The 25,519-nt window shown below is 54.6% G+C and carries 18 protein-coding genes; 14 read left to right on the top strand and 4 right to left on the bottom strand.

Going from position 1 to position 25,519, the window contains the following annotated elements:
* The first annotated feature begins 53 nt into the window (after positions 1-53).
* From MESINF_RS06135 to MESINF_RS06070, 14 genes are all read left to right on the top strand, one after another.
* Positions 54-1,070 carry a LacI family DNA-binding transcriptional regulator gene (locus MESINF_RS06135; protein WP_169699002.1) on the top strand — a complete coding sequence of 339 codons (1,017 nt, stop codon included), beginning with the start codon at positions 54-56 and terminating at the stop codon, positions 1,068-1,070.
* Positions 1,054-3,111: a glycoside hydrolase family 3 N-terminal domain-containing protein gene (locus MESINF_RS06130; RefSeq protein WP_169699001.1), complete on the top strand. Its 2,058-nt coding sequence runs from the start codon at positions 1,054-1,056 to the stop codon at positions 3,109-3,111. Before MESINF_RS06135 ends, MESINF_RS06130 begins: the two co-directional genes overlap by 17 nt.
* A 503-nt stretch (positions 3,112-3,614) precedes the next feature.
* Positions 3,615-5,990, top strand: coding sequence for a GH36-type glycosyl hydrolase domain-containing protein (locus MESINF_RS06125; protein WP_169699000.1), 2,376 nt, complete (start codon positions 3,615-3,617; stop codon positions 5,988-5,990).
* 27 nt (positions 5,991-6,017) lie between these two features.
* Positions 6,018-7,328 carry an ABC transporter substrate-binding protein gene (locus MESINF_RS06120; protein ID WP_169698999.1) on the top strand — a complete coding sequence of 437 codons (1,311 nt, stop codon included), beginning with the start codon at positions 6,018-6,020 and terminating at the stop codon, positions 7,326-7,328.
* A 191-nt stretch (positions 7,329-7,519) separates the two neighbouring features.
* A complete protein-coding gene (locus tag MESINF_RS06115) occupies positions 7,520-10,144 on the top strand; it encodes an extracellular solute-binding protein (protein ID WP_231936889.1) in 2,625 nt (874 codons plus the stop codon).
* Between the two features lie 88 nt (positions 10,145-10,232).
* The gene (locus MESINF_RS06110) at positions 10,233-11,033 is read left to right on the top strand and encodes a carbohydrate ABC transporter permease (RefSeq protein WP_408631269.1); all 801 of its coding nucleotides are present in this window, start codon (positions 10,233-10,235) and stop codon (positions 11,031-11,033) included.
* Between the two features lie 4 nt (positions 11,034-11,037).
* Entirely contained in the window at positions 11,038-11,907 is an 870-nt protein-coding gene (locus MESINF_RS06105) for a carbohydrate ABC transporter permease (protein ID WP_169698998.1), read from the top strand.
* A gap of 8 nt (positions 11,908-11,915) precedes the next feature.
* Positions 11,916-13,898 (top strand): NHL repeat-containing protein, encoded by a 1,983-nt coding sequence (locus MESINF_RS06100; RefSeq protein WP_169698997.1) that lies wholly within the window; start codon positions 11,916-11,918, stop codon positions 13,896-13,898.
* Positions 13,888-16,017: a DUF5696 domain-containing protein gene (locus MESINF_RS06095; protein ID WP_169698996.1), complete on the top strand. Its 2,130-nt coding sequence runs from the start codon at positions 13,888-13,890 to the stop codon at positions 16,015-16,017. The genes MESINF_RS06100 and MESINF_RS06095 overlap by 11 nt, the downstream gene beginning before the upstream one ends.
* A complete protein-coding gene (locus tag MESINF_RS06090; RefSeq protein WP_169698995.1) occupies positions 16,014-16,883 on the top strand; it encodes a carbohydrate ABC transporter permease in 870 nt (289 codons plus the stop codon). Before MESINF_RS06095 ends, MESINF_RS06090 begins: the two co-directional genes overlap by 4 nt.
* The gene (locus MESINF_RS06085; protein ID WP_169698994.1) at positions 16,880-17,785 is read left to right on the top strand and encodes a carbohydrate ABC transporter permease; all 906 of its coding nucleotides are present in this window, start codon (positions 16,880-16,882) and stop codon (positions 17,783-17,785) included. The genes MESINF_RS06090 and MESINF_RS06085 overlap by 4 nt, the downstream gene beginning before the upstream one ends.
* A 4-nt stretch (positions 17,786-17,789) precedes the next feature.
* On the top strand, positions 17,790-19,046 hold the full coding sequence (locus MESINF_RS06080; protein WP_169698993.1) for a glucoamylase family protein: 1,257 nt from the start codon (positions 17,790-17,792) through the stop codon (positions 19,044-19,046).
* Positions 19,043-20,236, top strand: coding sequence for a glucoamylase family protein (locus MESINF_RS06075; RefSeq protein WP_169698992.1), 1,194 nt, complete (start codon positions 19,043-19,045; stop codon positions 20,234-20,236). Before MESINF_RS06080 ends, MESINF_RS06075 begins: the two co-directional genes overlap by 4 nt.
* Before the next feature lie 762 nt (positions 20,237-20,998).
* Positions 20,999-21,196, top strand: coding sequence for a hypothetical protein (locus MESINF_RS06070; RefSeq protein WP_169698991.1), 198 nt, complete (start codon positions 20,999-21,001; stop codon positions 21,194-21,196).
* Between the two features lie 80 nt (positions 21,197-21,276).
* On the opposite strand, the gene MESINF_RS06065 is transcribed toward MESINF_RS06070, so the two are convergent.
* The 4 genes from MESINF_RS06065 to MESINF_RS06050 are packed head-to-tail and all read right to left on the bottom strand — an operon-like array spanning position 21,277 to position 25,496.
* The gene (locus MESINF_RS06065) at positions 21,277-22,017 is read right to left on the bottom strand and encodes a DeoR/GlpR family DNA-binding transcription regulator (RefSeq protein WP_169698990.1); all 741 of its coding nucleotides are present in this window, start codon (positions 22,015-22,017) and stop codon (positions 21,277-21,279) included.
* A gap of 24 nt (positions 22,018-22,041) precedes the next feature.
* Complete coding sequence (locus tag MESINF_RS06060; RefSeq protein WP_169698989.1) at positions 22,042-23,034, bottom strand: ABC transporter permease; 993 nt, start codon at positions 23,032-23,034, stop codon at positions 22,042-22,044.
* Positions 23,021-24,028 (bottom strand): ABC transporter permease, encoded by a 1,008-nt coding sequence (locus MESINF_RS06055; RefSeq protein WP_169698988.1) that lies wholly within the window; start codon positions 24,026-24,028, stop codon positions 23,021-23,023. Before MESINF_RS06055 ends, MESINF_RS06060 begins: the two co-directional genes overlap by 14 nt.
* Positions 24,006-25,496 (bottom strand): sugar ABC transporter ATP-binding protein, encoded by a 1,491-nt coding sequence (locus tag MESINF_RS06050; protein ID WP_169698987.1) that lies wholly within the window; start codon positions 25,494-25,496, stop codon positions 24,006-24,008. The genes MESINF_RS06055 and MESINF_RS06050 overlap by 23 nt, the downstream gene beginning before the upstream one ends.
* Positions 25,497-25,519: the final 23 nt, after the last annotated feature.

Here is a 25,519-nt window from a genome sequence, read left to right as displayed (position 1 = left end):
GTTAGAAAAATAGTATAATTTGTTGAAACGTTTCAACGAAAGAAGGGATAACCTTGGCGACTATAAAAGACGTTGCGAGGCTCGCGGGGGTTTCTATCTCCACGGTTTCCTACGTCCTGAACAACAGCAACAGGATAGGCGAAGAGACCAGGCAGAAAGTGCTTAAGGCCGCGAAGGAATTGAACTACGTTCCCAACACCTTCGCCAGGAGCCTCAAGAAGGAGAAGTACGATCTCATTTCGCTCATCGTCCATGAAATAAAGGGCCCCTTCTACGACTCTCTGGTGAAGGGTATCCAGGATGTTCTTCACAACATGGGTTACAACCTGTTGATCTACTGCACGCTGGAGAACCGCCGTCAGGATGTCGCCAAGTTCCTCAAAAACGATATCGTCGATGGCCTCATCGTAATGACCCCGGCTGTCAAGTCCGAGGATGTCGAACGCTTCTCCCGGGACTTCCCGGTCGTCACGCTGGACAGGGTACTGAGGAGCGAGAGAGTGAGGAGCGTTCGGATAGGCAACGAAAGGGGCTCGTACGAAGTCGTCAGACACCTTCAGGAACTGGGCCACAGGCGGATAGGTTTCATAAAGGGATCGAAGGACACGCTCGACGCCAGGGAGCGGTATTCGGGCTTCACCGGGGCCATGAAGAAGTTCGGGCTCAACGTTGTGGCCGGTGACGTTCTGGAAGGCGATTTCACCGAGGAGTCCGGCCGCAGCTCGATGAGCGGTTATCTGGAGGCGAACCGTGGCAGGAAGATCGCCACGGCCTTCTACTGCGCCAACGACGAGATGGCCATAGGCGCGCTCAAGGCGTTAAACGAGTTCGGGTTGAGAGTGCCGGAGGATGTATCTCTCGTCGGTTTCGATGACATAGAACTCTCCTCGTACATAACCCCGAAGCTGACCACGGTGAGGAGGCCGATGTACCAGCTCGGTTCGCTCGCCGCGCACATGCTTATAAGCCTGATCTTTGGCAAGTACGACGAGGTGAGCAATATCAATCTCGACGTTACTCTGGTGGTGAGAGATTCGACCGGGAGGGTGGCACATGAAGAGATTGAGTGATATGACACTCGAGGAAAAGATCGGCCAGCTGGTGATGTACGGCAAGTACGGAGAAGCCCAACAGAAAGCGCTGGCCGAGGGAAGAATCGGTTCCTTTTTGAACAACAGGGGTGAAGAAACGCAGTCGAGGCAAAATATAGCCCTCGACTCGCCGACGGGCATCCCCCTGATAATTGGCGACGATGTAATTCACGGATTCAGGACGATCTTTCCCATTCCCCTCGCACTGAGCTGTTCCTTCGATATGGGGCTCATAGAGGAGACGTGCGCCCTGTCGGCGCGCGAGGCGGCCATGGAGGGTATCAACATGATATTCGCCCCCATGGTGGATATTTCGAGGGATCCGAGGTGGGGCAGGGTCGCCGAAGGGGCCGGGGAGGACCCCTATCTGGGAAGCGAAGTGGCGAGGGCGAGGGTCAGGGGATACCAGAGAAACGACTGGGAGGATCTGCCGAAAATTGCCGCCTGCGCCAAGCATTACGTGGCCTACGGCGCTCCGCAGGGCGGGAGGGATTACGACGGGGCTGACATCTCCGAGAGATCGCTCCGGGAGATCTACCTGCCACCATTCGACGCGGCGGTGAAGGCCGGCGTGATGTCGGTGATGTCCTCTTTCAACGATCTCAACGGAATTCCCGTTTCGGGTAACGAGCGAGCTATACGGGGCATACTCAGGGGCGAGCTCGGCTTCGAGGGAGTTGTGGTGAGCGACTGGGAATCGGTGGAAGAGCTGGTGAACCACTCGATAGCCTCCGACGGAAGGGAGGCGGCCCGGCTGGGCTTCAAAGCCGGGGTGGATATAGACATGAACTCTGGAGTCTATGAGAGATATCTTAAAGAGCTCGTCCGGGAGGGCAAGCTCACGATCGAGGAGATCGACGAAGCGGCGTGGAGAGTCCTGAAGCTGAAGGAGAGACTCGGGCTCTTCGGCAAAAAGAGATTCGTGATAGAAGAGGCACGCCGGTTGAGCCTTGAAAATCCCGCGGCGAAAGAACTGGCCTTGAAGGCGGCGCGCGAGTCAATGGTTCTGCTCAAGAACCGGGATCTTCTGCCTTTGCGAAAGGGGACGAAACTGGCGGTGATAGGCCAGCTGGCCGACGACAGGCCCGACATGCTCGGCTGCTGGGCCGGACAGGTCGAGGCACAGGAGAGCGTGACAGTTCTCGAAGGTCTGGAGAACCTCGGAGAGGAGTTCCTCTACGAGAGGGGTAGCGAAATAAACTCCGACATAGAGGGCGGCATCGGCAAGGCCCGCGAGATCGCGGCGAAGGCGCAGGTAGTGCTGATGGTTCTGGGCGAGACGTCCTCGATGAGCGGCGAGAACCGCTCCAGGGCAGACATAACGATACCCGCGGCCCAGAGGCGGCTTCTAAGATCGGTCATGGAGGTCAACGAGAACGTCGTGCTGGTCGTGGTGAGCGGCCGACCTCTGGTTTTGAGCTGGGAGGAGGCGAACGTGCCGGCGATCCTCCAGCTATGGCAGCCCGGCCATCAGGCGGGCAACGCGCTTGCCGAAATCCTCTACGGCATCCACAATCCCTCGGGGAAATTGACAATGACGTTCCCGACCGCCGTCGGTCAGATACCGATCTACTACAACAGGAAAAACACGGGCCGCCCGCTTTTCAAGAAGTATATAGATATCCAGGACGAACCGCTCTTCCCATTCGGCTGGGGCTTGAGCTACACGGATTTCGATTACGAAGATCTCGCGCTCTCGACCGATTCTCTCAAGGGGGGAGAGGAGCTGAGAGTGAGCGCGCGTGTCACCAACCGCGGCGATTACGACGGCTCCGAGACGGTTATGCTCTTCGTGAGGGATGTGACGGCCTCCGTCACCAGACCGGTGATGGAGCTCAAAGGCTTCGAAAAGCTCTTCCTGAAGGCCGGCCAATCGAAGACCGTACAGTTCGAAATAACGGAGGAGACGCTAACTTTCCTCGACGAAAACTTTAGGCCCGTCCTAGAAAAGGGGCGGTTCGAGGTCTTCCTCGGGCGCAACAGCGTCGAACACCTGAAGGGCTGTTTCGAATTGATCTGAAGAGATACAGAGGATTTTTCATTTATTCAACCGTGGGTGAGAATATTCACACTTCTTCGAAGTTTACGGGATTTTTTTCGGTCCTCTCCGGTATGATAAGCTTGAAATGCCGTTGAAACGTTTCAATTAGTTTCAGCAGGAGGTGCGTGGTGAAACGCGTTGAATGCGGAGATGGAGGTTCGTCATCGGCGGACGGGAGAGGTTTCTCCTCCCGGTGTCTTTGGAGCGTGACGGACGTGGCAAAGAGCGCATCCGCGGCCGCCTGAAAGTCGAAAGATGCGGTGAGAGGGAGAGTCCGTCGATGTCTGGCCCGGGAAAGGCGATGGCAGGGATTTTCTCTTCCTCAAAAACTACGACAAAACAATCACAGTGAAGACCGGAGATCTTGAATTCGAAGCGACGGTCGAGGGGATAAAGGGCCTGATCGTCCGGCTCGACAGGGGTTAACGGGAGCGGAAGAGGCGCGAAACCGGCGAGGCCGTCTTTTGAGGAGCGTGTGAAAAGTGAGGCTTTTCGAGAGCAAGTACGGGTATTTCACCCCGGACGGTAGGGAATACGTGATAGTCGATCCGCGAACTCCCCGCCCCTGGGTGAACGTTATAAGCAACGGAGATTACTCCATGATCGCCTCCCACACGGGGAGCGGTTACTCATGGCGGGGCAACGCCGGCCAGAACAGGATTACCAGATCTTACCAGGACCTGATCAGGGACGACTGGGGCAAGTACTATTACATACGCGACAGGGAGAGCGGAAGGTTCTGGTCGGCAGGCTGGAAGCCGGTGATGGCCCAATACTCTCTTTACGAAGCGGTCCACGGGATGGGCTACACCATCTACCGCCACCGCGTGGAGGATATCTACTCAGAGATGAAAGTCTTCGTGGCGGCAAAGACACCGGTGGAACTGGCCGAGATAACCCTGAAGAACGAGGGCGTCACCACCCGGAGACTCGACATCACATCTTACTTCGAGTGGGTTCTCGGCAACTTCCCCGACGAGCACAGGGAGTTTCACAAGCTCTTCATCGTACCGGCCTTCAGAGATAACGCAATTCATGTAAGGAAGTACCTGGGGCAGTTTCCCGACGGAAAGGGGAGGTGGAACAACACCGACTGGAACCAGATCGCCTTTCACGGTGTGAGCGAACCGGTGAAGTCCTACACCTGCGACAAGGAATCTTTCATAGGGATGTACGGCTCACAGGAGAGGCCAGCCGCGCTCTTGGAGGACGAACTGCCGGGAAAGTGCGACAGGTTCGGCGATCCCTGCGCCGCCCTGCGGGTCGAGGTGGTTCTGGCTCCGGGACAGTCGAAGAGCGTCGTATTCACCACCGGCACCGCGATAATCGGCGAGGAGGACCCGGAAGAACTTCTGAAATCCCACACCTCCCTCGAGGCTTCCAGACGGCTCTTCTCGGAAGTAAAAGAGATGTGGGACGGTTTGCTGGAGGCCGAGAAGGTCGAAACGCCCGACCCTGCGTTGAATATAATGACCAATTACTGGTCGAAGTACCAGGCGATCTCGGGCAGATTGTGGGGCAAGTCCGGTTATTACCAGGTATCGGCCGGTTACGGCTTCAGGGACCAATTGCAGGACTCGCAGATCTTCCTCGCCGCCGATCCGGACCTCATGAGGAAGCAGATCCTGCTCCACGCGCAGCACCAGTTCAGAGAGGGGGACGTCTTTCACTGGTGGTTCACCATGGGGGGCGGCGGTCCGAGGACGGGCTGTTCGGACGACCTTTTGTGGCTCCCCTTCATCACATCGCAGTATGTGAGGGAAACCCTGGACTACGGCGCACTGGATGAAGTTGTATCCTTCGTCGATGGCGGTTCGGCGACGCTTTACGAACACTGCAGGCTGGCCATCGAGAAATCCTTCAAGCGCTTCTCACCCCGCGGGTTGCCTCTTATAGGAGATCACGACTGGAACGACGGCATGAACGCAGTGGGCAGCGACTGGAAGGGAGAAAGCGTCTGGCTGGCTCAATTCATGTACCTTTTGCTCGAGCGGTTCCTGCCTCTTTCGACGAAGCGGGGAGACGTGACCTTCGCCGAAAAGTGCCGAGACGTGATGCAATCGCTGAAGGACGCCGTGAACGAATACGCCTGGGACGGCGAGTGGTTCATCCGCGCGACCAAAGACGACGGCGGCAAGATCGGCTCGAAGGAGAACGAAGAGGGGCAGATCTTCCTCAACGCCCAGACCTGGGCCGTGATAAGCGATATAACAGATTCCGAAAGAAAGACCGTCGCCATGGATTCGGTGGGAAGGATTCTCCTCAAAGACTTCGGCGCCCTCTTGCTCTATCCGGCCTTCACGAAGCCGGCGCCGGATATAGGATATATAACCAGATACGCTCCCGGGCTGAGGGAGAACGGCGGTGTCTATACACACGCGGCCACCTGGGCGGTCTGGGCCTTCGCGCTCATGAAGGACGCCGCCAGCGCCTACAAAGCCTATTCAGGCATCTGCCCGCCCAACAGGAGCGCGGATATAGACAGATACATGGCCGAACCGTACGTCACCTGCGGCAATTCCGACGGGCCGGTTTCTCCGATGTACGGAAGGGGTGGCTGGAGCTGGTACACCGGTTCGGCCCAGTGGCTCCACCGGGTGGCCGTCAACTGGATACTCGGGATAAGGGTGGAAGACGGTTTCATAGAGATAGATCCTGTAATACCGCCACACTGGAAAGGCTTCAAATACACGAGGAAATTCAAAGAGACCGTGTACGAAATAGAGGTAAGAAACCCCGAAAATCTCTCATACTCAGTCGCAACCGTAACGGTCGATGGGAAGGGAGGCGATCCGAAGGTTCCGATCGTAAACGACGGTGAAACTCACAAAGTAGTGGTTGTATTGGGGAAGAAGTAAAGACTCACTGAAAAAGGAGGGGAAAGTATGAAAAAGCTAGTGATGATAGGTCTTGTGATCCTGCTCGTTACGGCGGCCATGGCACAGGCCGTAACGATCGTCTATGCCAACTGGAATCTCAGTCTGGACATCGAGAAGAAGATAGTTGAGGAGTTCATGAAGACTCACCCGGATATCAAGGTGGAGTTCGCCGATCTCGATTACGGCAAGTACGAAGACTCACTGATTGCCGCGGCCGCTGCAGGGAAGCTGCCCGACGTCATAATGATTCCGAACATCCCCATGGCGCTGGTGAACGACTGGGCGCTGGACATAACGGCTATGACGGCGAAAGATACCGAGTGGGAAAACATACCCGCTCCGCTGAGGGGAGCCACCGTTTATAACGAAAAGGTCTTCGCCATTCCTTCGGGCTTCTATATGCTCGGATACTTCGTCAACGAAGACCTCTTCACCAACTACAACGTTCCGCAGCTGCCTTACGCTCCCGACTGGAACACGATGCTATCGGCGATCAGGAGGCTCACCATCCCCAGGGACGGCGTCCTCGGCATAGCCGAAGAGGTCCAGATCCCCGAATGGTTCCCGGCGACCAAGGACCCCGCGCTTGGCTACTTCACCTGGGACGGCGAGAAGTACAACCTCGATCACCCGGCCTTCATAGAAGGCGTCAAGATCGCCAAGCAGTTCTTCGACGGCAAGTTCGTCTTCGACAGCCTTCCGGATGAGCAGAAACAGCAGTACAACGCCGGCTGGTACGGAGACGTCTGGAACCAGGGCAAGATAGCGATCAGATGGTCGGGCACATGGGACACGGCCTCTTTCGCCACGCTGCCCTTCCCGAGCCGCTTCATCGGCGTACCCGAAGGCAAGGTGACCGTTGTGGGAGACTTCTTCGTCCTCTCCAAGACGACTAAATACCCGGAGCAGGCCTACGAATTCGCCAAGTACATAACCTTCGCCAAAGAGGGTATTCTCAAAAGACTGGAGATCGACACGGCCAACCAGTGGACCTCTATGCCTCTGACCACGGAGCAGGACGTTCTCGATGAATACTTCAAGGTCAAGAAGCTCTTCCCGGGAATCGATGAAGCCTTCGCCAGAATCTCCGAAGGCATCGTCGAGGGCGTGAAGATAGTCCCCGGCTATATCCAGTCCCGCTGGACGGCGCCCACCGGAATCAAGGTCGGAGACAACGACAACGCCTCGATAGGCGACGTGATATGGAACAGCATGAGGGGTAACGTGAACATAGCAGACTACGCCGGTCAGCTCAACAAGCTGGCCAACGAGCAATACAGGAAAGCCATCGAGAAGATCGCGATAATGACAGACTGAAAGGAGAGGGAACCATAAGCAAGGGCGGAGCGCTGCTGACATTTCTTTTTCTGGCTCTCGTTTCACTGAGCGCGAATCTCGCGATTCCGTACTCCACGCTCTTGCCGGATATTACCCCTTCTTACGGCGGCGGGACCGTCTGGGCCTCGCCGCCCCTTTCTGAAAACCTCCGGAGAAACGACGGCCTCGAGTTGAATATATATCTGAACGAGGGCGGCCACTATGCCATCAGGCTCGGCTACACGGTTACCGGCTCTTCGATCCTCCCCCCGGAGGTCTCCATCGAGATAAACGGCGTTTATCAGTTCCTCGAGGCGCAGAGAGTGACGCTCGTTCAGTACTGGAAATACGAGACGCTGGACTTTCCGCTGAACAGGTACGGGGACGAAGTACTGCCCTCTCAGACGATTCTCCCGAATCCGCTCGATTATACGCTGCGAGACTCCTCGAGTCTTTTCAGGCAACCGCTGCTCTTCTCTCTCGAAAAGGGCGAAAATACGGTGAAGCTGACACTCCTCTCCGGAGAGATAACCCTGCACTCGGTGGAGGTTCTGTCGCTCGAGGAGATCCCCGCTTACGCGAAACCCGGTGCGGATCGGCCGAAAGGCGATTTCATCACGATAGTGGAAGCCGAACACCCTTCTTACAAGAGCGACACCACCATCAACGCGATCGCGAACAGGAGTCTCGACGTCGTTCCCTTCGACACTTATCGATCGCTTCTAAACACCTTTGGCGGAGCCTCGTGGAAGAACGGCGGACAGGCCGTCTTCTATGAATTCGAGGTTCCCTCCGACGGATATTACTGTATAGCCTTCAAATACATTCAGGACTCGAAATCGAAGATGAGAGTCTTCAGAAAGATAACTATAGACGGCGCAGTGCCGTATAAAGAGCTCGAAAGTTATCCCTTCGATTCCTCGACCGTCTGGAAGATAGAAACTCTCGAAAGCGACGGAGAGAACCTGGAGCTCTACCTGACCGCTGGCAGACACACGCTTGGAATCACCGTCAACGTGAGCGTTTACGAAAGCGTCCTGATGACTTTGAAAACTATGATATCTCAAATAAACGACTTCGCCCTGCAGATAAGATATCTCACGGGCGGGGGCAATATCGACAGAAATGTGGAGTGGGAGATCGAGGACTACTTCCCCGGGATAGACGAAACTCTGGCCGCCATGAGAGAGGAGCTAGCACGGGAATACTCGGAGGCATCCCGGATAAACGGCAACGAAGATTCACAGGAATTGACCTCTTTCAGAACGGCCATAATGCTTCTGGAGAGGCTTATGAAAGCTCCCGACGAGATACCGAAAAAGCTCGATTTGCTGGTTGGAAGCGTCGGATCGATCGTCTCGGAACTCTCAGTCGCCCTGAACGGCTTCCAGAATATGCCGCTCACGCTCGACCGCATATATATTTACGCCGGCGAAACGGCTCCCTCTTTCAAGAGGGCCTCCATCTTCGCCTCTCTCTGGGAGGGGATCAAGAGGTTCGTCGATTCCTTCAAGCCGGCCCGGTACAAAGCCGGGGGGAGCGATGGTTCGGTGGTTCTGGAAGTTTGGATAAACAGGGCCAGACAGTACTCGGACATAATCCAGCAGCTCGTGGACGACGATTTCACCCCCAGAACGGGGATAGTGGTTGATCTATCGATCATCAAGGATGAACAGAAGCTGATCCTGGCCAACGCGGCCGGCAAGTCGCCGGACATCGCCCTCGGGATAAGCAACTGGATACCCTTCGAGATGGGGATAAGGGGCGCGGCTCTGGCCCTCTCGGATTTCGAGGACTTCACGATCTTCGCCCGCAACTTCATGCCCGGCACCTTCCTTCCCTTCATGTACGAGGGCAAAGTTTACGGTCTGCCAGAGACGCAGGATTTTTATCTCACCTTTTACAGAAAAGATGTGCTCGGCATGCTCAACATTCCGGTGCCCTCGACCTGGGAGGAGGTAAAGCTCATACTGCCGGAGCTGCACAGAAACGGCCTGAACTACTATATTCCGATCGGAGGGACGGCCTCATCCAAGGCCTTCATGACCACGGCTCCCTTCTTCTTCCAGCACCATGCGAGGCTGTACAGCGAAGACGGGCTGAGCACCGCGATAGACAGGAAGGAAGGATTGGAGGCGATCCGGGAGATGACCGACCTCTTCGCCATATACGGCATGCCGCTTCAGGTATCCAGTTTCTTCGAGCATTTCAGGAAGGCCGATATCCCGATCGGCATAAGCAATCTTGCGACCTATGTCCAGCTTATGATAGCCGCTCCCGAGCTGAAAGGCCTCTGGGGGCTGGCCCCCTCGCCCGGGGTCGCTCACGGGGACATAGAGAGGTGGCAGACCGGCTCGGCCCAGGCCGTGGCGATCTTCGGCGACACCGCTCACCCGCAAGAGGCCTGGCAGTTCCTCAAATGGTGGCTCTCAAAGGAGACCCAATCTCGCTTCGTCTTCCAGGTTCTCAGCACGTACGGACTGGAGTATCTGATCCTCCCCTCGAACAGGTTCGCCTTCGAGGACGTACCGCTTCCCCACGAGGACAAAGAAGCGATACGAGAACAGTGGGAGTGGCTCCAGGAAGTCCCCAGGAGTCCGGCGACCTACATCCTGGAGCGCGAAATTAGCAACATCTGGAACAGGGTCGTTCTCGAGGGAAGACCGATAAGGGTGGCCGTTGACGATGCCGTGCAGAGGATCAACAGAGAGATCCTCAGGAAGATGGAGGAGTTCGGCTACGTCGTGAACGGCAGGAAAGTCAGAGAATACGAGATCCCCGATCTCGAAAAAATACTGGCCTGGTGGAGTGAGTGAGCTGAAAAGAGCCGATGGGAAGTGGATACTGGCCTTTCTGGGGCCGTATGCGGTGGTCTTCACCATATTCATAATCGTACCGATAATAATGGCGGTGCTTCTCTCCTTCACCAATTTCAACACGATCCAGTTTCCCGATTTCGTGGGACTGAAGAACTATATCTCCCTCTTCACGTACGACGATGTTTTCATGCAGTACGTTCTTCCCAACACCATCAAGTTCGCCCTCATAGTCGGACCGCTGGGTTACGCCCTCTCCTTCTTCCTCGCCTGGATGCTGGCACAGATCCCCAGGGCACCCAGAACGATTCTGGCGCTGATCATATACTCGCCTTCGATGACGGTGGGAGTGGCCATGCAGGTGATCTGGCTGACGATCTTCAGCGGCGACAAGTCCGGTTACCTGAACAGCCTCCTGATGAACCTCGGTCTCATAAACCAGCCGGTGCAGTGGCTCCAGTCGCCGCAGTACCTCATGATCACGATGATAATAGTGACCCTCTGGAGCAGTATGGGCGTCGGCTTTCTCGCCATGCTCGCCGGCGTGCTCAACACCGACCCGGAGCTTTACGAGGCCGGTTACGTCGATGGAATCTCAAAACGCTGGCAGGAGATCTTCTACATAACCGTACCGCTCATGAAGCCCCAGATGCTTTTCGGGGCGGTGATGTCGGTCGTCTCGACCTTCCAGGCCGGTTACATAGGCGTTCTGCTTTCCGGTTCCAACCCGACGCCCCAGTACGCCGGTCAGCTCATAGTAAACCATATAGAAGACTATGGCTTTTTAAGATACGAGATGGGCTACGCCGCCTCGATATCGGTCATGCTTCTGCTCATGATATGGATCTCTTCGAAGTTCGTATGGTCGATCTTCGGAGAAAGGGAGTGAAAAGATGGCCTTTCAGGGTACGAAGATAAACCCGCAGAGGTTTCACAGGAGCCAGATAAAGTTTTACGCGATCCTCATACCCCTGGCCGTCTTCATGTCGCTGCCGATAATCTTCATCTTCATGAACGCCTTCAAGCCGCCGAACGAACTCTTCGCCTTCCCGCCGAGAATCTTCGTGAGGAACCCCACCTGGGACAACTTCAAGGCGCTTTTCAACGCGGTCACCCAGTCGGGCATACCGGTTAGCAGATACCTCTTCAACAGTCTGCTGATCTCTCTCCTCACGGTCCTGGCGACTATCCTGGTGGGAACGGCGGCCGGTTACGTGTTGTCCAAGAAGCAGTTCAGACTCAAGAAACTGCTTTTTGAAATCAACACGCTGGCGCTCATGTTCGTGCCGATCGCCGTAATGATACCGCGCTACATAATAATAGCCAGGACCGGGCTGGTGGACAACTTTCTGGTTCACATACTTCCCAACCTCGCCATGCCCGTCGGCCTCTTCCTGGTGAAGCAGTTCATAGATCAGATACCCGACTCGCTCATAGAGGCGGCGAAACTCGACGGCGCCAACGACTGGTTCATATACGTCAAGATCATACTGCCCCTCACCAAACCCGCGATCGCGACGATCGCCATACTCTCCTTCCAGACGGCCTGGAGCTCCGTGGAGGCCTCCAATTTCTACATAAACCAGGAGAGCCTGAAGAACTTCGCCTATTATATGTCAACGCTAACCAGCTCCACCAGCGCGGTGGCCGGACAGGGAGTAGCGGCGGCGGCCGGTCTCATAATGTTCCTGCCCAGCCTCGTCATCTTCATATTCACCCAGAGCAAGGTGATGAACACCATGGCCCATTCCGGTATAAAGTGAGGCCCGCGATGAAGAGGCTGATCACTCTCGTCTTCCTTATGGCCGCGGCGGCGCTCTGCGGAAATGTCTCCTATAACACGTACACCGTCGGGATCGGCCGGTTCCTGGTTAAATCTCAGGAGGCCTTCGAGCCGACCGAAGTGCTGTACGGGGAGTTCCTCTCTCCGGAGGACCTCTTCGTCAGGGACGGTAAGCTGTACGTGGCCGATTCCGGCAACTCCCGGATAGCCGTGCTGGACGGCAAAGAAGTTAGCTACCTGGCCGAATGGGAGGTGCTGAACCCGCAGGGGATCTACGTGGATGAGTCCGGGACGATCTACATCGCAGACTCCTGGGCCAGAAAGGTTTACAAATACGACGGACGGGGAGTACAAACCGGCGTGCTGACCAGACCCGACTCGCCGCTTTACGGCAAGAGCAACGACTTCATCCCGCTGAAGGTGGCGGCGGACAGGCGCGGGAACGTCTATGTTCTCAGCCAGGGAGTCACGAACGGACTGGTCGTTTTCAACAGGGACGGAAAGTTCGTCAGTTTCTTCGGGGCGAACGAACCCGACGTAACGCTGAGGATGATCCTCCAGAGGTTACTCTTCACACAGACTCAAAAAGAGCAGCTTCTTCGCATAAAGCCGCCCTCGCCGGGCAATCTGGTGGTGGACGACTCCGGCCTTGTCTGGACGGTTACCACCGGCCTCACGGACAAAGCAATAAAGAGGTTCAACGTAGCCGGCACGAACATATACGGCGAGCTAGACTTCTCCAGCTCCGATTTCATCGATCTAGACATAGACGCGTTCGGGAACGTGTACGCCCTGAGCTCGAACGGCCTGATCTTCATCTACGACTCGTACGGGAATCTACTCTTTCTTTTCGGCGGCCAGAGCTACTACGAAAACAGGAGGGGACTGCTCAGGTCTCCCGTGGCGATCGACGTGGCCGAGGACGGCAGGATATACGTTCTAGACAAAGAGGACGGAACGATCACTGTTTTCTCGCCCACGGCCTTCGGCAGCCTGGTGCTGAAAGGTGTAAGTTATTACAACCAGGGGATGTATCTGGAGGGAGAGGCTATCTGGCGGGAAATACAGAAGCTGAACAGCGGTTTTCTCCTGACTTACAAAGTACTGGGCAACATAGAGTTCAAGAGGGACAACTACGGGCAGGCCTTCGACTATTTCTCGCTGGCGCAGGATATGCGGGGCTATTCGGAGGCCTTCTGGCATCTCAGGAACGACTGGCTCCAGAAGGTCGTCGGCCTTCTCTTCGTGGCGCTGGTGGCGCTGGCCGTTTTCGATCTCGTCCGTTCGGTCCTCAAGCGACAGGGGAAGATAAAGCCGCGCGCCAGGGCAGGCGGAGAGATGAAGTTCAGACTGTTGAGGGAGTTGAAGGCTTCACTGAAATTCCTGAAGAACCCCTTCGACGCCGTTTACGAGATGAAGAGAAACGGGGCGGTCTCCTTCTCTACCGCGACGTTGCTTTACATATGGATGTACGTTCAGAACGTATTGATCCTCTATCTGGCATCGCCACTCTTTGTGGGTTTCAGGGCACGCAACATCGATTTTCTGGCGCTCTTCTACGACACTTACAGGCTGCTCTTTCTCTGGATAGTTGGAAACTTTCTGGTGAGCGAGATCTCCGAGGGCGAGGGAACTTTCAAACACATATACATAGGCACGATCGAAGCCTTCCTGCCTATCCTGCTCTTCTCCCTGCCTCTGGCGCTCGTGACCAACCTGTTGACGCTCAACGAGGCCTTCATATACACCTTTTCGATGCAGGCCCTGAACGTCTGGTCGCTCGTTATGCTCCTGATCGTGATTTCCCAGGTTCACAACTTCACCTTCGGCGAGACGGTGAAAAACGTTCTGCTGACGCTCTTCGCGATGCTTCTTCTCGCGCTGCTTATCTTCCTCGTGCTCATACTTCTGCGCGAGGAGATCGATTTCTTCGTCTCGATCGTCCAGGAGCTGATCTTCCATGCGGGTTAACAGGGCCGTGGTCGGTTACGCGATAAAGATAGCGCTTCTGGTGCTGGCGACTGTCCTTCTGGGACTTCTGCTCGGCTACAAACCCGGCCAATCGTCGGGAACGCCCCCGGCGGTTTTCGTCCAGAGGCCTTACACCTTCGAGAGGCCGGCCTTCGAAAAGGTTCTCGCGAACGACAATCTCGAGCTGTACTTCGACAGAAAATCGGCCGGAATAAAGCTCGTCGATCTGAGGAACGGCAAAACCTGGCATTCGGTTCTGGAGGAGGCCGACAGATCGATCAACAACGTCTGGCAGGCCTTCTTCAGCTCGGGCGTAACGCTCGAACACATAGACGGCAGGAACACCGTCAGACGGCTTAACTCGGCCAGGGACGGCGAAACCAGCTTTGTAGACGTCTCTTCCGATCACTTCAGCGTGGCCATCGCCTTCCCCGATGTCGGGGCCGTCATCGAGGTCAAATATACCCTCGGGGTCGATTTTCTGGATATATCGGTCACGGGTGTCGAAGAGGGCGCGATCAAATTGACCTCCCTCTACCTGTACCCCTTCATGGGCGCATCGAAAGGAACGGTGCCCGGAAGCTTCCTCATCCCCGACGGCATTGGCGCCGAGCTCGACCTCTCGAAAAAGACGATCGCAAATTCGCCCTTCGTCGCGAGGGTGTATGGACTGGACAAAGGCTTCGTCGACATCCCGACGACCTTAAGCCTGGATACTGTGGCCGATCCAGAGAGAATAACCCTGCCCTTCTACGCGGTAACGACGGGCGAGGCTGCCTTACTCGGAGTGATAACGGGCGGCGATCTCTACGCCGAGGTACAGGCCTACAAATCAGGCATAGTCACCCCTTTCAACTGGATAACCACAAGATTCATATACAGGCAGATGTACAGAAAGCTCCTGAACAAAAAGGGCGAGGGCGTCAGCATACCTCAGGCGCAGAGAAATCCCGTATCTCCGGCGTTGAGATTCTACTTCCTCGACGGCTCGAACTCGTCCCCGTCGGGGATAGCCGCAAAAGCGAGGGAGGATTTCCTGCTTAGGGGACTGATCCCCTCGCGGCGGCTCGAGCCGGTCGTCCCGCTGAAGCTGGAGTTCCTGGTAGCGGAAAGCGAAAAAACCACCTTCGGCAGAAAGGTCCATATAATGACTCCGCAGAGTGAGCTGGAGCGAATACTGGCCGAAGTCGGCAAATACTCTCAACGGACGGTAGTCGTTTTGAGGGGCTACACCTCCGGGGGGCTCTCCACCTCCTCGCCCGATCACCTGCCCCTGGAGAGGAAAGCGATAGAGGACATCTCAAGGCTGAGCGAATTCTATTTCTACGTGGACTATCTGACGGCTCATGAAGGATCGGGGGGCGTATCGAGGGCCCGCTACGCGCAGAACAGATCGGAACAGATAATGATCGAAGGTCCGAGATTCATCATCGATCCGCGGGAGACCGTCTCTTTCGCACTCGAAGAACTCGAGAGCTTCTCGAAACTCGGGATCGAAAAATTCGCCCTCGCCCACCTCGCCGAACTGGCCTTCTCTACCAGGGACAGTAACAGAACTGAGAACGTGGAGGCCCTTCTGGAGACGGTCTCGCTCTTCGACGGGCCGATACTGTACAACCCCAACCTTTACATGATCTCCCGGGCCTCACACATATCCGACATCCCCGTCTCGAATTCGGGTTACCTCATAGAAGACAGCGTCGTCCCGCTTCTGCCGGCGGTGTTGAGGGAGTCCTTCTGGCTCTTCACCGGTCCGGTAAACCTCACGTCCGATTTCAGGCGCGAACTGCTCAGGGCCGTCGATTACGGGCTCTTCCCCAGTTTTTACATAACTTCGGAGAGTTCGATGAAACTCGTGGAGACCGCCTCGTCCGACCTCTTCTCCACAGAGTACGAAAACTGGAGGGAGAAGATCGAGTTCGCCTACGACTTCGTATCGAAGGCCCTCGAAAATACCCTCAACTCGCGGCTCGTCGAACGCGTCGAGGTGGCTGCCGGTCTCTTCAGAAACACCTACGACAACGGAACGTCCATAACGCTGAACTACAATGAAAACCCGGCGAGAGCGGGAGATCTCGAGATAGAGCCTCTCTCCTACGTTGTCGAGGTGAACAGATGAGAATGAAAATAAGGACCAGAGAGGCGCTCCAGGGGTTGGCCTTCATATCGCCCTGGCTCATAGGTTTTCTGATCTTCACGCTCGTACCGCTGGTGAGGACTTTCTGGCTGAGCCTCAACGAAGTCAGGGTTACGGCCGGCGGGATCCGCACCTTCTTCGTGGAACTCAAAAATTACAAGGACGCCTTCCTGACCGATGTGACGTTTTCGGGAATGTTGATCGACTACGCCCTTCAGATGGCCGTCTATATACCGGTCATCATCTCCTTCTCCATGGCCGTGGCGCTTCTGCTGAATCTGAAAATCAGGGGACAGGGCCTCTTCAGGACGATCTTCTTCCTCCCCGTGATTATCTCCAGCGGTCCGGTCCTGGCCGAACTGGCCGACAAAGGCGCGATGACCTTCGAGGGACTCACGAAACTCGATTTTCTCGTAAACCTCCAGACTACCCTGCCGCCGTCGATCGCCAGACTGCTGGCCTTCGCCGTAGGCTCTTTCATCGTGATCCTCTGGTTCTCGGGCGTGCAGATCCTCATCTACCTGGCCTCGCTCCAGAAGATCGACAGGTCCATGTACGAAGCGGCCAGGATCGACGGTGCATCGGGCTGGCAGATCCTCTGGAAGCTGACGATCCCCTCTCTCATCCCTATAACATTCATAAACATCGTATATACGATAGTGACAGTCTCCACCTTCTCCACGAACGCCGTGATCCAGAAGATACAGACGGACATGTACAGACCTGAAAGGGGGCTGGGTTACGCCTCGGCCCTTTCGTGGATCTACTTTCTGGTTATGCTCGCGATCATCGGGTTATTTGTTCTGATCAACGTGATATACAGAAAGAAAGGGGGCGAGAGGTCTTGAACGTTCCACGACTGAACAGGAAGGTGAAGACGGCGGCCGGCATGGCCTCGGTCTATTTCACCCTGCTGCTGATCGGCTTCGTCTTCATATATCCGGTGATATACATAATATCCTACAGCTTCATGGACACCGAGGATCTCGTCAACCCGTTGGTGAGATGGCTGCCGACAAAGCTCTACATCGGGAATTTCAGCGAGGCCGCCAGCGTGCTGGATTTCGCGGCCACCCTGATCAAGACGCTCATCGTGACCGTCCTGCCCTCGATCCTCCAGACCATCTCGGCCTCGATCGTCGGGTACGGCTTCTCGCGCTTCCGCTTTCCCGGAAAGAAGATAATGCTCGCGGCGTTACTGGCGACCTTCATAATCCCCCCGCAGGTTACCATGATCCCCCAGTTCCTTATGTTCCGCGATCTTAAACTCCTCGAGACGATCTGGGCCTTCATACTCCCGGCGACCTTCACGCAGGGGATCAGGAGCGCCATATTCGTGCTGATCTTCTACCAGTTTTTCAACATGCTCCCGCGCTCGCTCGAGGAGGCGGCCAAGATAGACGGGGCCTCGACTTTCAAGATCTTCTACCGGATCGCCGTGCCTTCGGCTACCCCGGCGTACATAATAGCCTTTCTCTTCTCGCTCGTCTGGTACTGGAACGAAACGACGCTCACGGCCCTCTACCTCGGAGAGAAATGGGCCACGCTGCCGCTGAAGCTCCAGAATTTCGCCGTCACTTTCAGGAGGCTCTACCCGGCCGATCCCTACTCGGTGGTGGGCAAGAACCTCAACGAAGCGATAGTGATGGCCGGAACCTTCCTGACCCTGATCCCGCTGCTCATGATATATTTCTTCACGCAGAGCTGGTTCGTCGAAAGCATAGACAGAACCGGCATAACCGGGGAGTGATCGAATGAAAAACCTGAAAAACTGCTTCACCGCCCTTATAATCATACTGTGCGTCTTCGCCGCGGGTTCTCAGAACCTCGAGAGGGAGTACGAAGCTTCTTTCCTTTATTTCTGGGAGCAGACAAACACTCTCGACGATTCTCCCGGCTACGGACTGGTTCGAGACAGGTTTCCCGGTAATCCGTCGATAGCCAGCATCGCGGCCGTGGGTTTCGGGCTGACCGCGATACCGATCGGTGTCGAGGAGGGCTGGATCGGTTACGAGGACGGCTTTGAAAGGGCCTCGAGAACTCTGGACACCTTCCTGAAGCTGGAGAATTTCCACGGCTTCTTCTTTCACTTTCTCGACTTCAATAAAGGCGAGAGGGCCTGGAACTGCGAAATATCGACGATCGACACGGCTATTTTCCTCTGCGGCGCCCTTACGGCCGGTGAGTACTTCGGCGGAGATGTCGCCAAAAAGGCCTCGGCCCTGTACGAAAGGGTCAACTGGAACGGTATGATCGATTACCGCAACAACTACTTCTACATGGCCTACTACCCGGAGAAGGGCTTTCAGGGATTCTGGGACTTCTACGCCGAGCAGCTCATGCTCTATGTCCTGGCGGCCGGAGCCCCCAATCCGAAATACAGGATCGATCCGGTCGTTTACTACTCTTTCAAAAGGTACCAGGGCTCTTACAAAGGCGAGCGGTTCATACACTCCTGGTTCGGCTCGCTCTTCACATACCAGTTCAGCCACGCCTGGATAGATTTCAGAGATCTCACCGACGGAAGAGGCGTCAACTGGTTCGAAAACTCCGTCAGGGCCTCTCTGGCCAGCTATAACTACTGCAAAGACAACGCCGATCGATTCGCCGGCTTCGCTATCGGCTGGGGGGTCACGGCCTGCGACGGGCCGGGCGGATACGACGGACTCCTCGGAACGCCGCCCTCGGGAAACAACGACACCGCCCACAGAGTCGATGGCACGCTCGCCCCGGCCGGCGCGCTGGGATCGATAGTCTTTTTACCGGACAGGGCCATCGAGGCCCTCGAAGCCTATTACGAACTGCCGGAGCTGGTGGGCAGGTACGGCCTGAAGGACTCGTTCAACCTCGACCTCGACTGGTTCGCCTCCGATTATATAGGCATAGACAAGGGGATAACGCTGCTCATGATCTCCAATTACAGAAACGATCTGGTCTGGAATATACTTATGGAGAGCGAATACATAATCGACGGGCTCGACAGGCTTGGTTTCGAGGTGGAGCGAAGGTGAAGTTTGAAGAGATACTGGATCTCGAAGAGAGATCGTCGTTCGACTTTTTCTGGAAGGAGGTCTCCCTTTCCGACAGGGGTTACGGCCTGATAAGGGACAACACGAAAGACAGGAGCGTGGCGAGCATCGCCTCGGTGGGCTTCGGCCTCTCGGCCCTGCCGGCCGGTGTCGAAAGGGGCTGGATAACCAGAAAGAGCGGCGAAGAGAGAGCTGTAAAGACACTGAAAAGCTTCCTGAACAACGTTGAATCGAAAGAAGGCTTCTTCGTGCATTTCATAGATATGATCGAAGGCAGGAGGGCCTACAGATCGGAAGTCTCGGTGATCGACACCGCGATCTTTCTCATGGGCGGTCTCGTCGCGGCCGAATATTTCGGCGGAGAGACGTCGGAGCTTTTCCGGACCATATACGGGCGCGTGAACTTCCCCTGGTACGTGAACGGAGAGAGAAACTGCTTCTATATGGGCTACAACTACGAACGCGGCTTCTGGGGAGGGTGGGACCGCTACGCCGAGCAGATAATCATGTACGTGCTGGGCGCCGCCTCTCCGACTTACCCGACGGACCCATCGCTCTACTACTCCTTCGCCAGAGACAGGGGAACCTACGAAGATCTGGAATTGATCCACACATACACAGGCTCGCTCTTCACCTACCAGTTCAGCCACGCCTGGATAGATTTCCGAAAAATACGCGACAGGGACGGCATCGACTGGTTCGAAAACTCCGTAAGGGCCTCTCTGGCCAACTGGAAGTACTGCTCAGGCGAGGAAAAAAACTACAGAACCCTGCACGAAAGATCGTGGGGACTCACCGCCTGCGACTCTCCGGACGGTTACAGGGGGGATTTCGGAGCGCCGCCTTCGGCCAAATCCAACACCGCGCACAGAACCGACGGAACCGTGCCGCCCTGCGGAGCGCTCGGCTCGATCGTCTTCGTCCCCGGGATAGTCGAAGAGACGGTGAAACACTACTTCGAAAACGTGCCGGAACTCTGGAGCGAGTACGGATTTCTGGATGCCTACAACCTCGACAGAAACTGGGTCTCTGACAGGGTCATCGGCATAGACAAGGGAATAACGCTGCTCATGATCGAAAACTACAGAAGCGGAATGATCTGGGAACTGACCATGGGTAGCCAATACATAAAAACCGGCCTCGAAAGACTGGGCTTCTCGCGGCGGTCGTAAGAGCCGTCCAGCGTCCAGCCCCGGAGTGTGAACAGTGCCCTGCGCCGTCATCCCGTAGTGAACCTATACTGTCATCCCGGGCTCCGACCCGGGATCCACTCCTTAGAAAACCGTGATTCTGAGTCAAGCTCAGAATGACGTCAAGTGAGTCCGGCATGACGGGAAGAGACTGTCATACCGCAGCGCCCCCGTGGAGCCTGCCCTGAAATGCTCCCCCATCCTGTCATCCCGTAATGAACCTATACGGGATCTCGCTCTTCGGCACTCCCATCCTGTCATCCCGGGCTCCGACCCGGGATCCACTCCTTAGAAAACCGTGATTCTGAGTCAAGCTCAGAATGACGTCAAGTGAATCCGGCATGACGTGAGGGGAGGAAAGACCGCGAAAATGGGGACTGACGGGCTCCTGACGTCTGTCCCGTTTTTCGCGAAGACCGGGATCCTGGCTGGGAGCACGCCAGGATGACGTGAGGGGAGAGCCTGCCCTGAAATGCTCCTATTCAGGGTCATTCCGTGGTGTCCCCATCCTGTCATCCCGTGGAGCCTGTCCTGATATGATCAAATTCAGGACTCCTATACGGGATCTCGTTCTTACTCTTTCGAAGGAGCGGAGATGCCGGATCGGTGTCCGGCATGACGGGAAGAGACTGTCATCCCGGGCTCCGACCTGGGATCCACCCCTTAGAAAACCGTGATTCTGAGTCAAGCTCAGAATGACGTCAAGTGAGTCCGGCATGACGGGAAGGAGGAAAGACCGCGAAAATGGGGACTCATTTTCGCGAAAATATGAAGCAGAACTTGAAGTGGGTAGTACCCTACCTGGGTCTCTATTGCGCGATGAACTATGGATTTGTGGCGATGCCGTGGAAGACCTCTTTGATGTGGGGTGTCATTATGCTCGGCCTTTTCATCATCCAGTCAGTTGTTGATCTGAGGAGCCATCCCGAAATGAAGGGATAACTGAGGTAACTTCGTGCAAGAGTCGCGTTTATTTGCTTGTTAAAAGGGGGTCCCTATTTACCATTCCGATAGAAGATTCTTCAACTATGAAGTGAAGGTATGAAATCTTTCTCTTCAGTGATGATTCTGTTTATTTCTCCAACTTCGGCCATCTTGAAGGGGGCAATAACATCGAATTTGCTGCTGTCTATCAGAAGTATTCTCTCGCTCGAATTCAGAAGCATCTTTCTCTTTATGCTGGCGGAAAAGGGGCTGAGTTCGAAGGTACCTATATCGCTTCTGAACGAGGCCGCCGAAAAGAAGAACTTGTTCGCGTATATCGAGCTCACGAGACTTTCGGCTCTAGGTCCAATAAGCGAATCGAATCCGTACTGGAGGCTTCCGCCGCTCGATTCAACCGAAAACCCCTGTACTTTAGACAGGGCGAGCAGGATGTTGATACCATTGGTTATTATGTGCAGTTTCTTGAACTTTCTCGATAATCTCAACGCAAAAACATAGCAGGTGGTGCTTTCATCAATGAAGAGGACATCGTTTTCTTCAACATATTCTATGGCTTTCGAGGCAATTATCTCCTTTGATTCTCTCTCTACCCTGAGCCTTTTCAGGAAGAAGCTGCTGGGATCGGTTTCCTGATTGACCGCCCTTACTACTCCATACCCGTTGATCACAAGACCCGATTTCTGCAGATCCCTCAAGTCCCTCCTGAGCGTAATCAGAGAAATATCCAGGAGTTTTGCGAGTTCCTGAGTGTTGACCGATTCTCTCTCGGCAAGAATGCTAAGGATGTTCTGCCTTCTGTCTTCCTTCTTTAAAGCCATCTAATCATCTCCAGCATACCTCGCTCATCTGACTCTTCTCTTTGCAAGTCTCAGGGTTTCGACTCCGAGAAGCAAAGCTCCCCACAATGCAAGTGTCAGGAACTGACTGATTCCGAGGAGGTTCAATCCACTTGAGATAACCTGCAGTAAGATGAGACCGATAAAGACGCCGGAAACCTTGCCGAAGCCTCCGTTCGGATTGATCCCCCCGAGGACAGAAACGAGCACAGTGACCAGAAGATAAGAGGAACCGTAGCCGGCCTTTGCAGAGTTGAATCTGGCTATCATTATAAGCGATGCGATACCCGCAAGAAGACCGGATATCATATATACGAGAATAGTCACTTTGTTCGTGTTTATACCCGAGAAACCGGTCGCCTTGATGTTCGAACCAATCATGTAAGTGGATAGACCCAGACGCGTCTTGTTCAGCAATATCGCCACCGCTATCGCGACCGCTATCAGAATGAACAGAGGGACGGGAACTCCCAGAAATGTACCGTTGCCGATTACCAGAAGGCTCCTGGGAAGGCCCGAAATCACGTACCCCCTTGTTATTACGAGGCTTATTCCTTCTAGAAGCGTCATCGTACCGAGTGTCGCAAGAATTGGAGAGATCCCTATATACGCTATTATCATTCCGTTCACAAGACCCACCGCTAGCGAAATGGACATTCCGGCGAGAATCGCCAGAAATATTATCCAGCCAAGGTCACCGCCTCCCATGTTGGGAGTCACATTCCTAGTCAGAATCATCGCCATGATTATTCCCGAGAGATTCGCCGAGCTTATTATGGATAGGTTTATCCCGCCCGTAAGCATCGTTATCATCATCGCGAAGGCAAGCACTCCCAGTTCGGGAAGCTGGAAGGCCATAGACTGAAGGTTGCTGGGTCTGAGGAACTTGCCGGGGAGAGCGAGTGAAAACAGCAGGATGAGAACCGCAAGAATCACTCCCAGGGAGAGAATCTCGGAATTCTTCGAGAGTATTCCTCTCTTATTGTCACTCTTCGACATTGATTATCGCCCCTTTTCTCTCGCGCAGTTTCCTCTGGTAAGCCGTTATTCCCACGCTGATGACAATTATGGCCCCAACGAAGACCTTGTGCCAGTAAGAAGAGATTCCTAACAACGTCAACCCGTTCTGAACGATGATTATTAGACCGAATCCCAGAATCGTCCCGAGGATGCTCCCAGTACCTCCGGCCAAACTCGCGCCTCCGAGCACCACCGCGGCCAGAACTTCGAGCTCCCTTCCCATAAGCGCATTGGGAGCCACGGTGAGCATCATATTCGCCTGTACCGTAGAAGCTATCCCCGCTAGAAAGCCCATGTAACAGTAAACGAAAAGCTGCGTCTTCAGAACGCTTATACCTACTCTTCGCGCCGCTTCCTGGTTGCCACCCACCGCGTAGATGTTTCTGCCTAAAGCGGTGTACTTCAGTATCAGCCATGTGAGAATGAAAGAGAGCACCAGAACAAGAATCGGAATGGTTATTCCGGGATTGTCACCAAATCTCACAAGATTTCTCTCCATGAACCACATGGGAAAGCCATAGATCCAGGTTCCGCCGCTAATGAATATGAGAAGACCGTAGAACAGGTTCATGGTTGCAATCGTCACGATTATCGACGGAGTCCTCAGAAAGTATATGAGCAGAGCGTTGACTAAACCGAGGCCTATACCGACAGCGCCACCTATCGCAAAGGCCAGGAACATATTCCCTCCCCAACGAATGACAATCGTAGCCATCACATACTGTGCGACAGTGGCGATTGCGGTGAAGGAAATGTCAATCCCTCCGGAGATCAGCACAACGAGTACACCCGCGGCCATTATTGCAAGGAAGGAATTGCTTTCCACCATTCCGTAGATATTGGTGAAGGTCAGAAAGCTCGGCTTCATAATGGTGAAAAGCAGAGACACTGCGACTATCACAAGCAAGAGGTAGAATTCGCTCTTGACAAATATCTTTCTCAATCCTGAATTAGATCTTGTTGATCTTCTCATACAGCTCTTTCTCCGTAAGCTCGCTGGAATTATATTTGCCGATTATTCTGCCCGCACTCATTATGTATGTCGTATTTGAATGGTATATGGCTTCTTCGGCTTCATCGGTTATCATGATAATTGAAATGCCTTCCGCTGCCAGTTCTCTTATTATCCTATATATGCTGTCTTTTGCGGCGACATCTATTCCCACCGTCGGCGAATCGAGGATCAAAACCTTCGGGTTTATTGCAAGCCACTTGGCGATCACGACTCTCTGCTGGTTGCCGCCGGAAAGAGTATTCACGGGAGAATCGACGGACGGAACCTTTATCGAGAGCTCTTCGATCCATCGCTTCACTTCCATACTTTCCTTTGCTTTGCTTATGAATCTGATTCTGGATAGAATTCTCTTGAGAACCGTAAGCACTATGTTTTTCCCCACAGGCTGATTCATCACAAGCCCATGTTGCAGTCGATCTTCGGGCACGTACGCGATCCCCGCGCGTATTGCATCCACAGCGCCGGTGGGATTGATCTTCCTCCCGCATACGAAGATTTCTCCTTCGTCGGGAGGGTTCATTCCGAAGAGCGATAGCACCAGTTCGGTTCTTCCCGAGCCCATCAGCCCAGTAATACAGACTATCTCTCCCTTATGAACCTTTAGATCGATCTCTTTGTAATTGCCGGTTCTGGAAAGCTTTCTCACTTCAAGAACGATTTCGTCGCCGGAATATGGAGGAAGCTTCGTGTATTCGAACTCTTTACCCGTCATGAGATATGAGAGCTTCTGCCTCGTAAGCTCGGAAGCGTCAAAGACTCCGACTTTCTTTCCGTCGCGAAGAACCGTAACTCGTTGGGCCACGGCCATTATTTCATCAAGTTTGTGGCTTACGAAAAGCGTGGCTATCTCTCTGTTCTGAAGCTCGTTGATCACCTTAATTAGAGACTGGACTTCATTCTTACTGAGAGAAGCGGTCGGCTCGTCCATAATCACCAGCCGCGCGTTCGCGTTTATTGCCCTGCAGATAGCGACTATTTGTCTTTCTGCAATGGATAGCTGGCTGACTTCCCTGCGAGTATCGAGAGAAACTCCGATCTTCTTCATAGTTCTGACGGCCTCTTCTTCGGTCTCTTTCCAGTTCATCAGGCGTTTTCCAGTTTCTACTCTGGAAGAGATGGCGATATTTTCGGCCACGGTCAAATTCGGGAAGAGCGACAGATCCTGATATATTACCTGAATACCTTCCCTTACGCTATTTGAAGATTTCTGGTGGCTTATTCTCCTGCCGTCAACACATATCTCGCCGCCGGGATCGGGCGAATGAATGCCCGAGATTATCTTTATCAGAGTGCTTTTTCCCGAACCGTTCTCACCGACCAGGCAATGGACCTCTCCCTTCTCTATTTCGAAATCGACTGAATCGAGGGCAAGTACGCCTCCGAATCTCTTCGAAATATTCCTCAACTCCAACAATTTCTCAGCCATAATTACATCACCGGAAAGAGAGG

This window comes from Mesotoga infera, from assembly GCF_900157305.1.
In the GTDB taxonomy this organism is placed as follows: Bacteria; Thermotogota; Thermotogae; order Petrotogales; family Kosmotogaceae; genus Mesotoga; species Mesotoga infera.
Note: the sequence above shows the minus strand (reverse complement) of the source record. Positions and strands in the feature narration are given on the sequence as shown.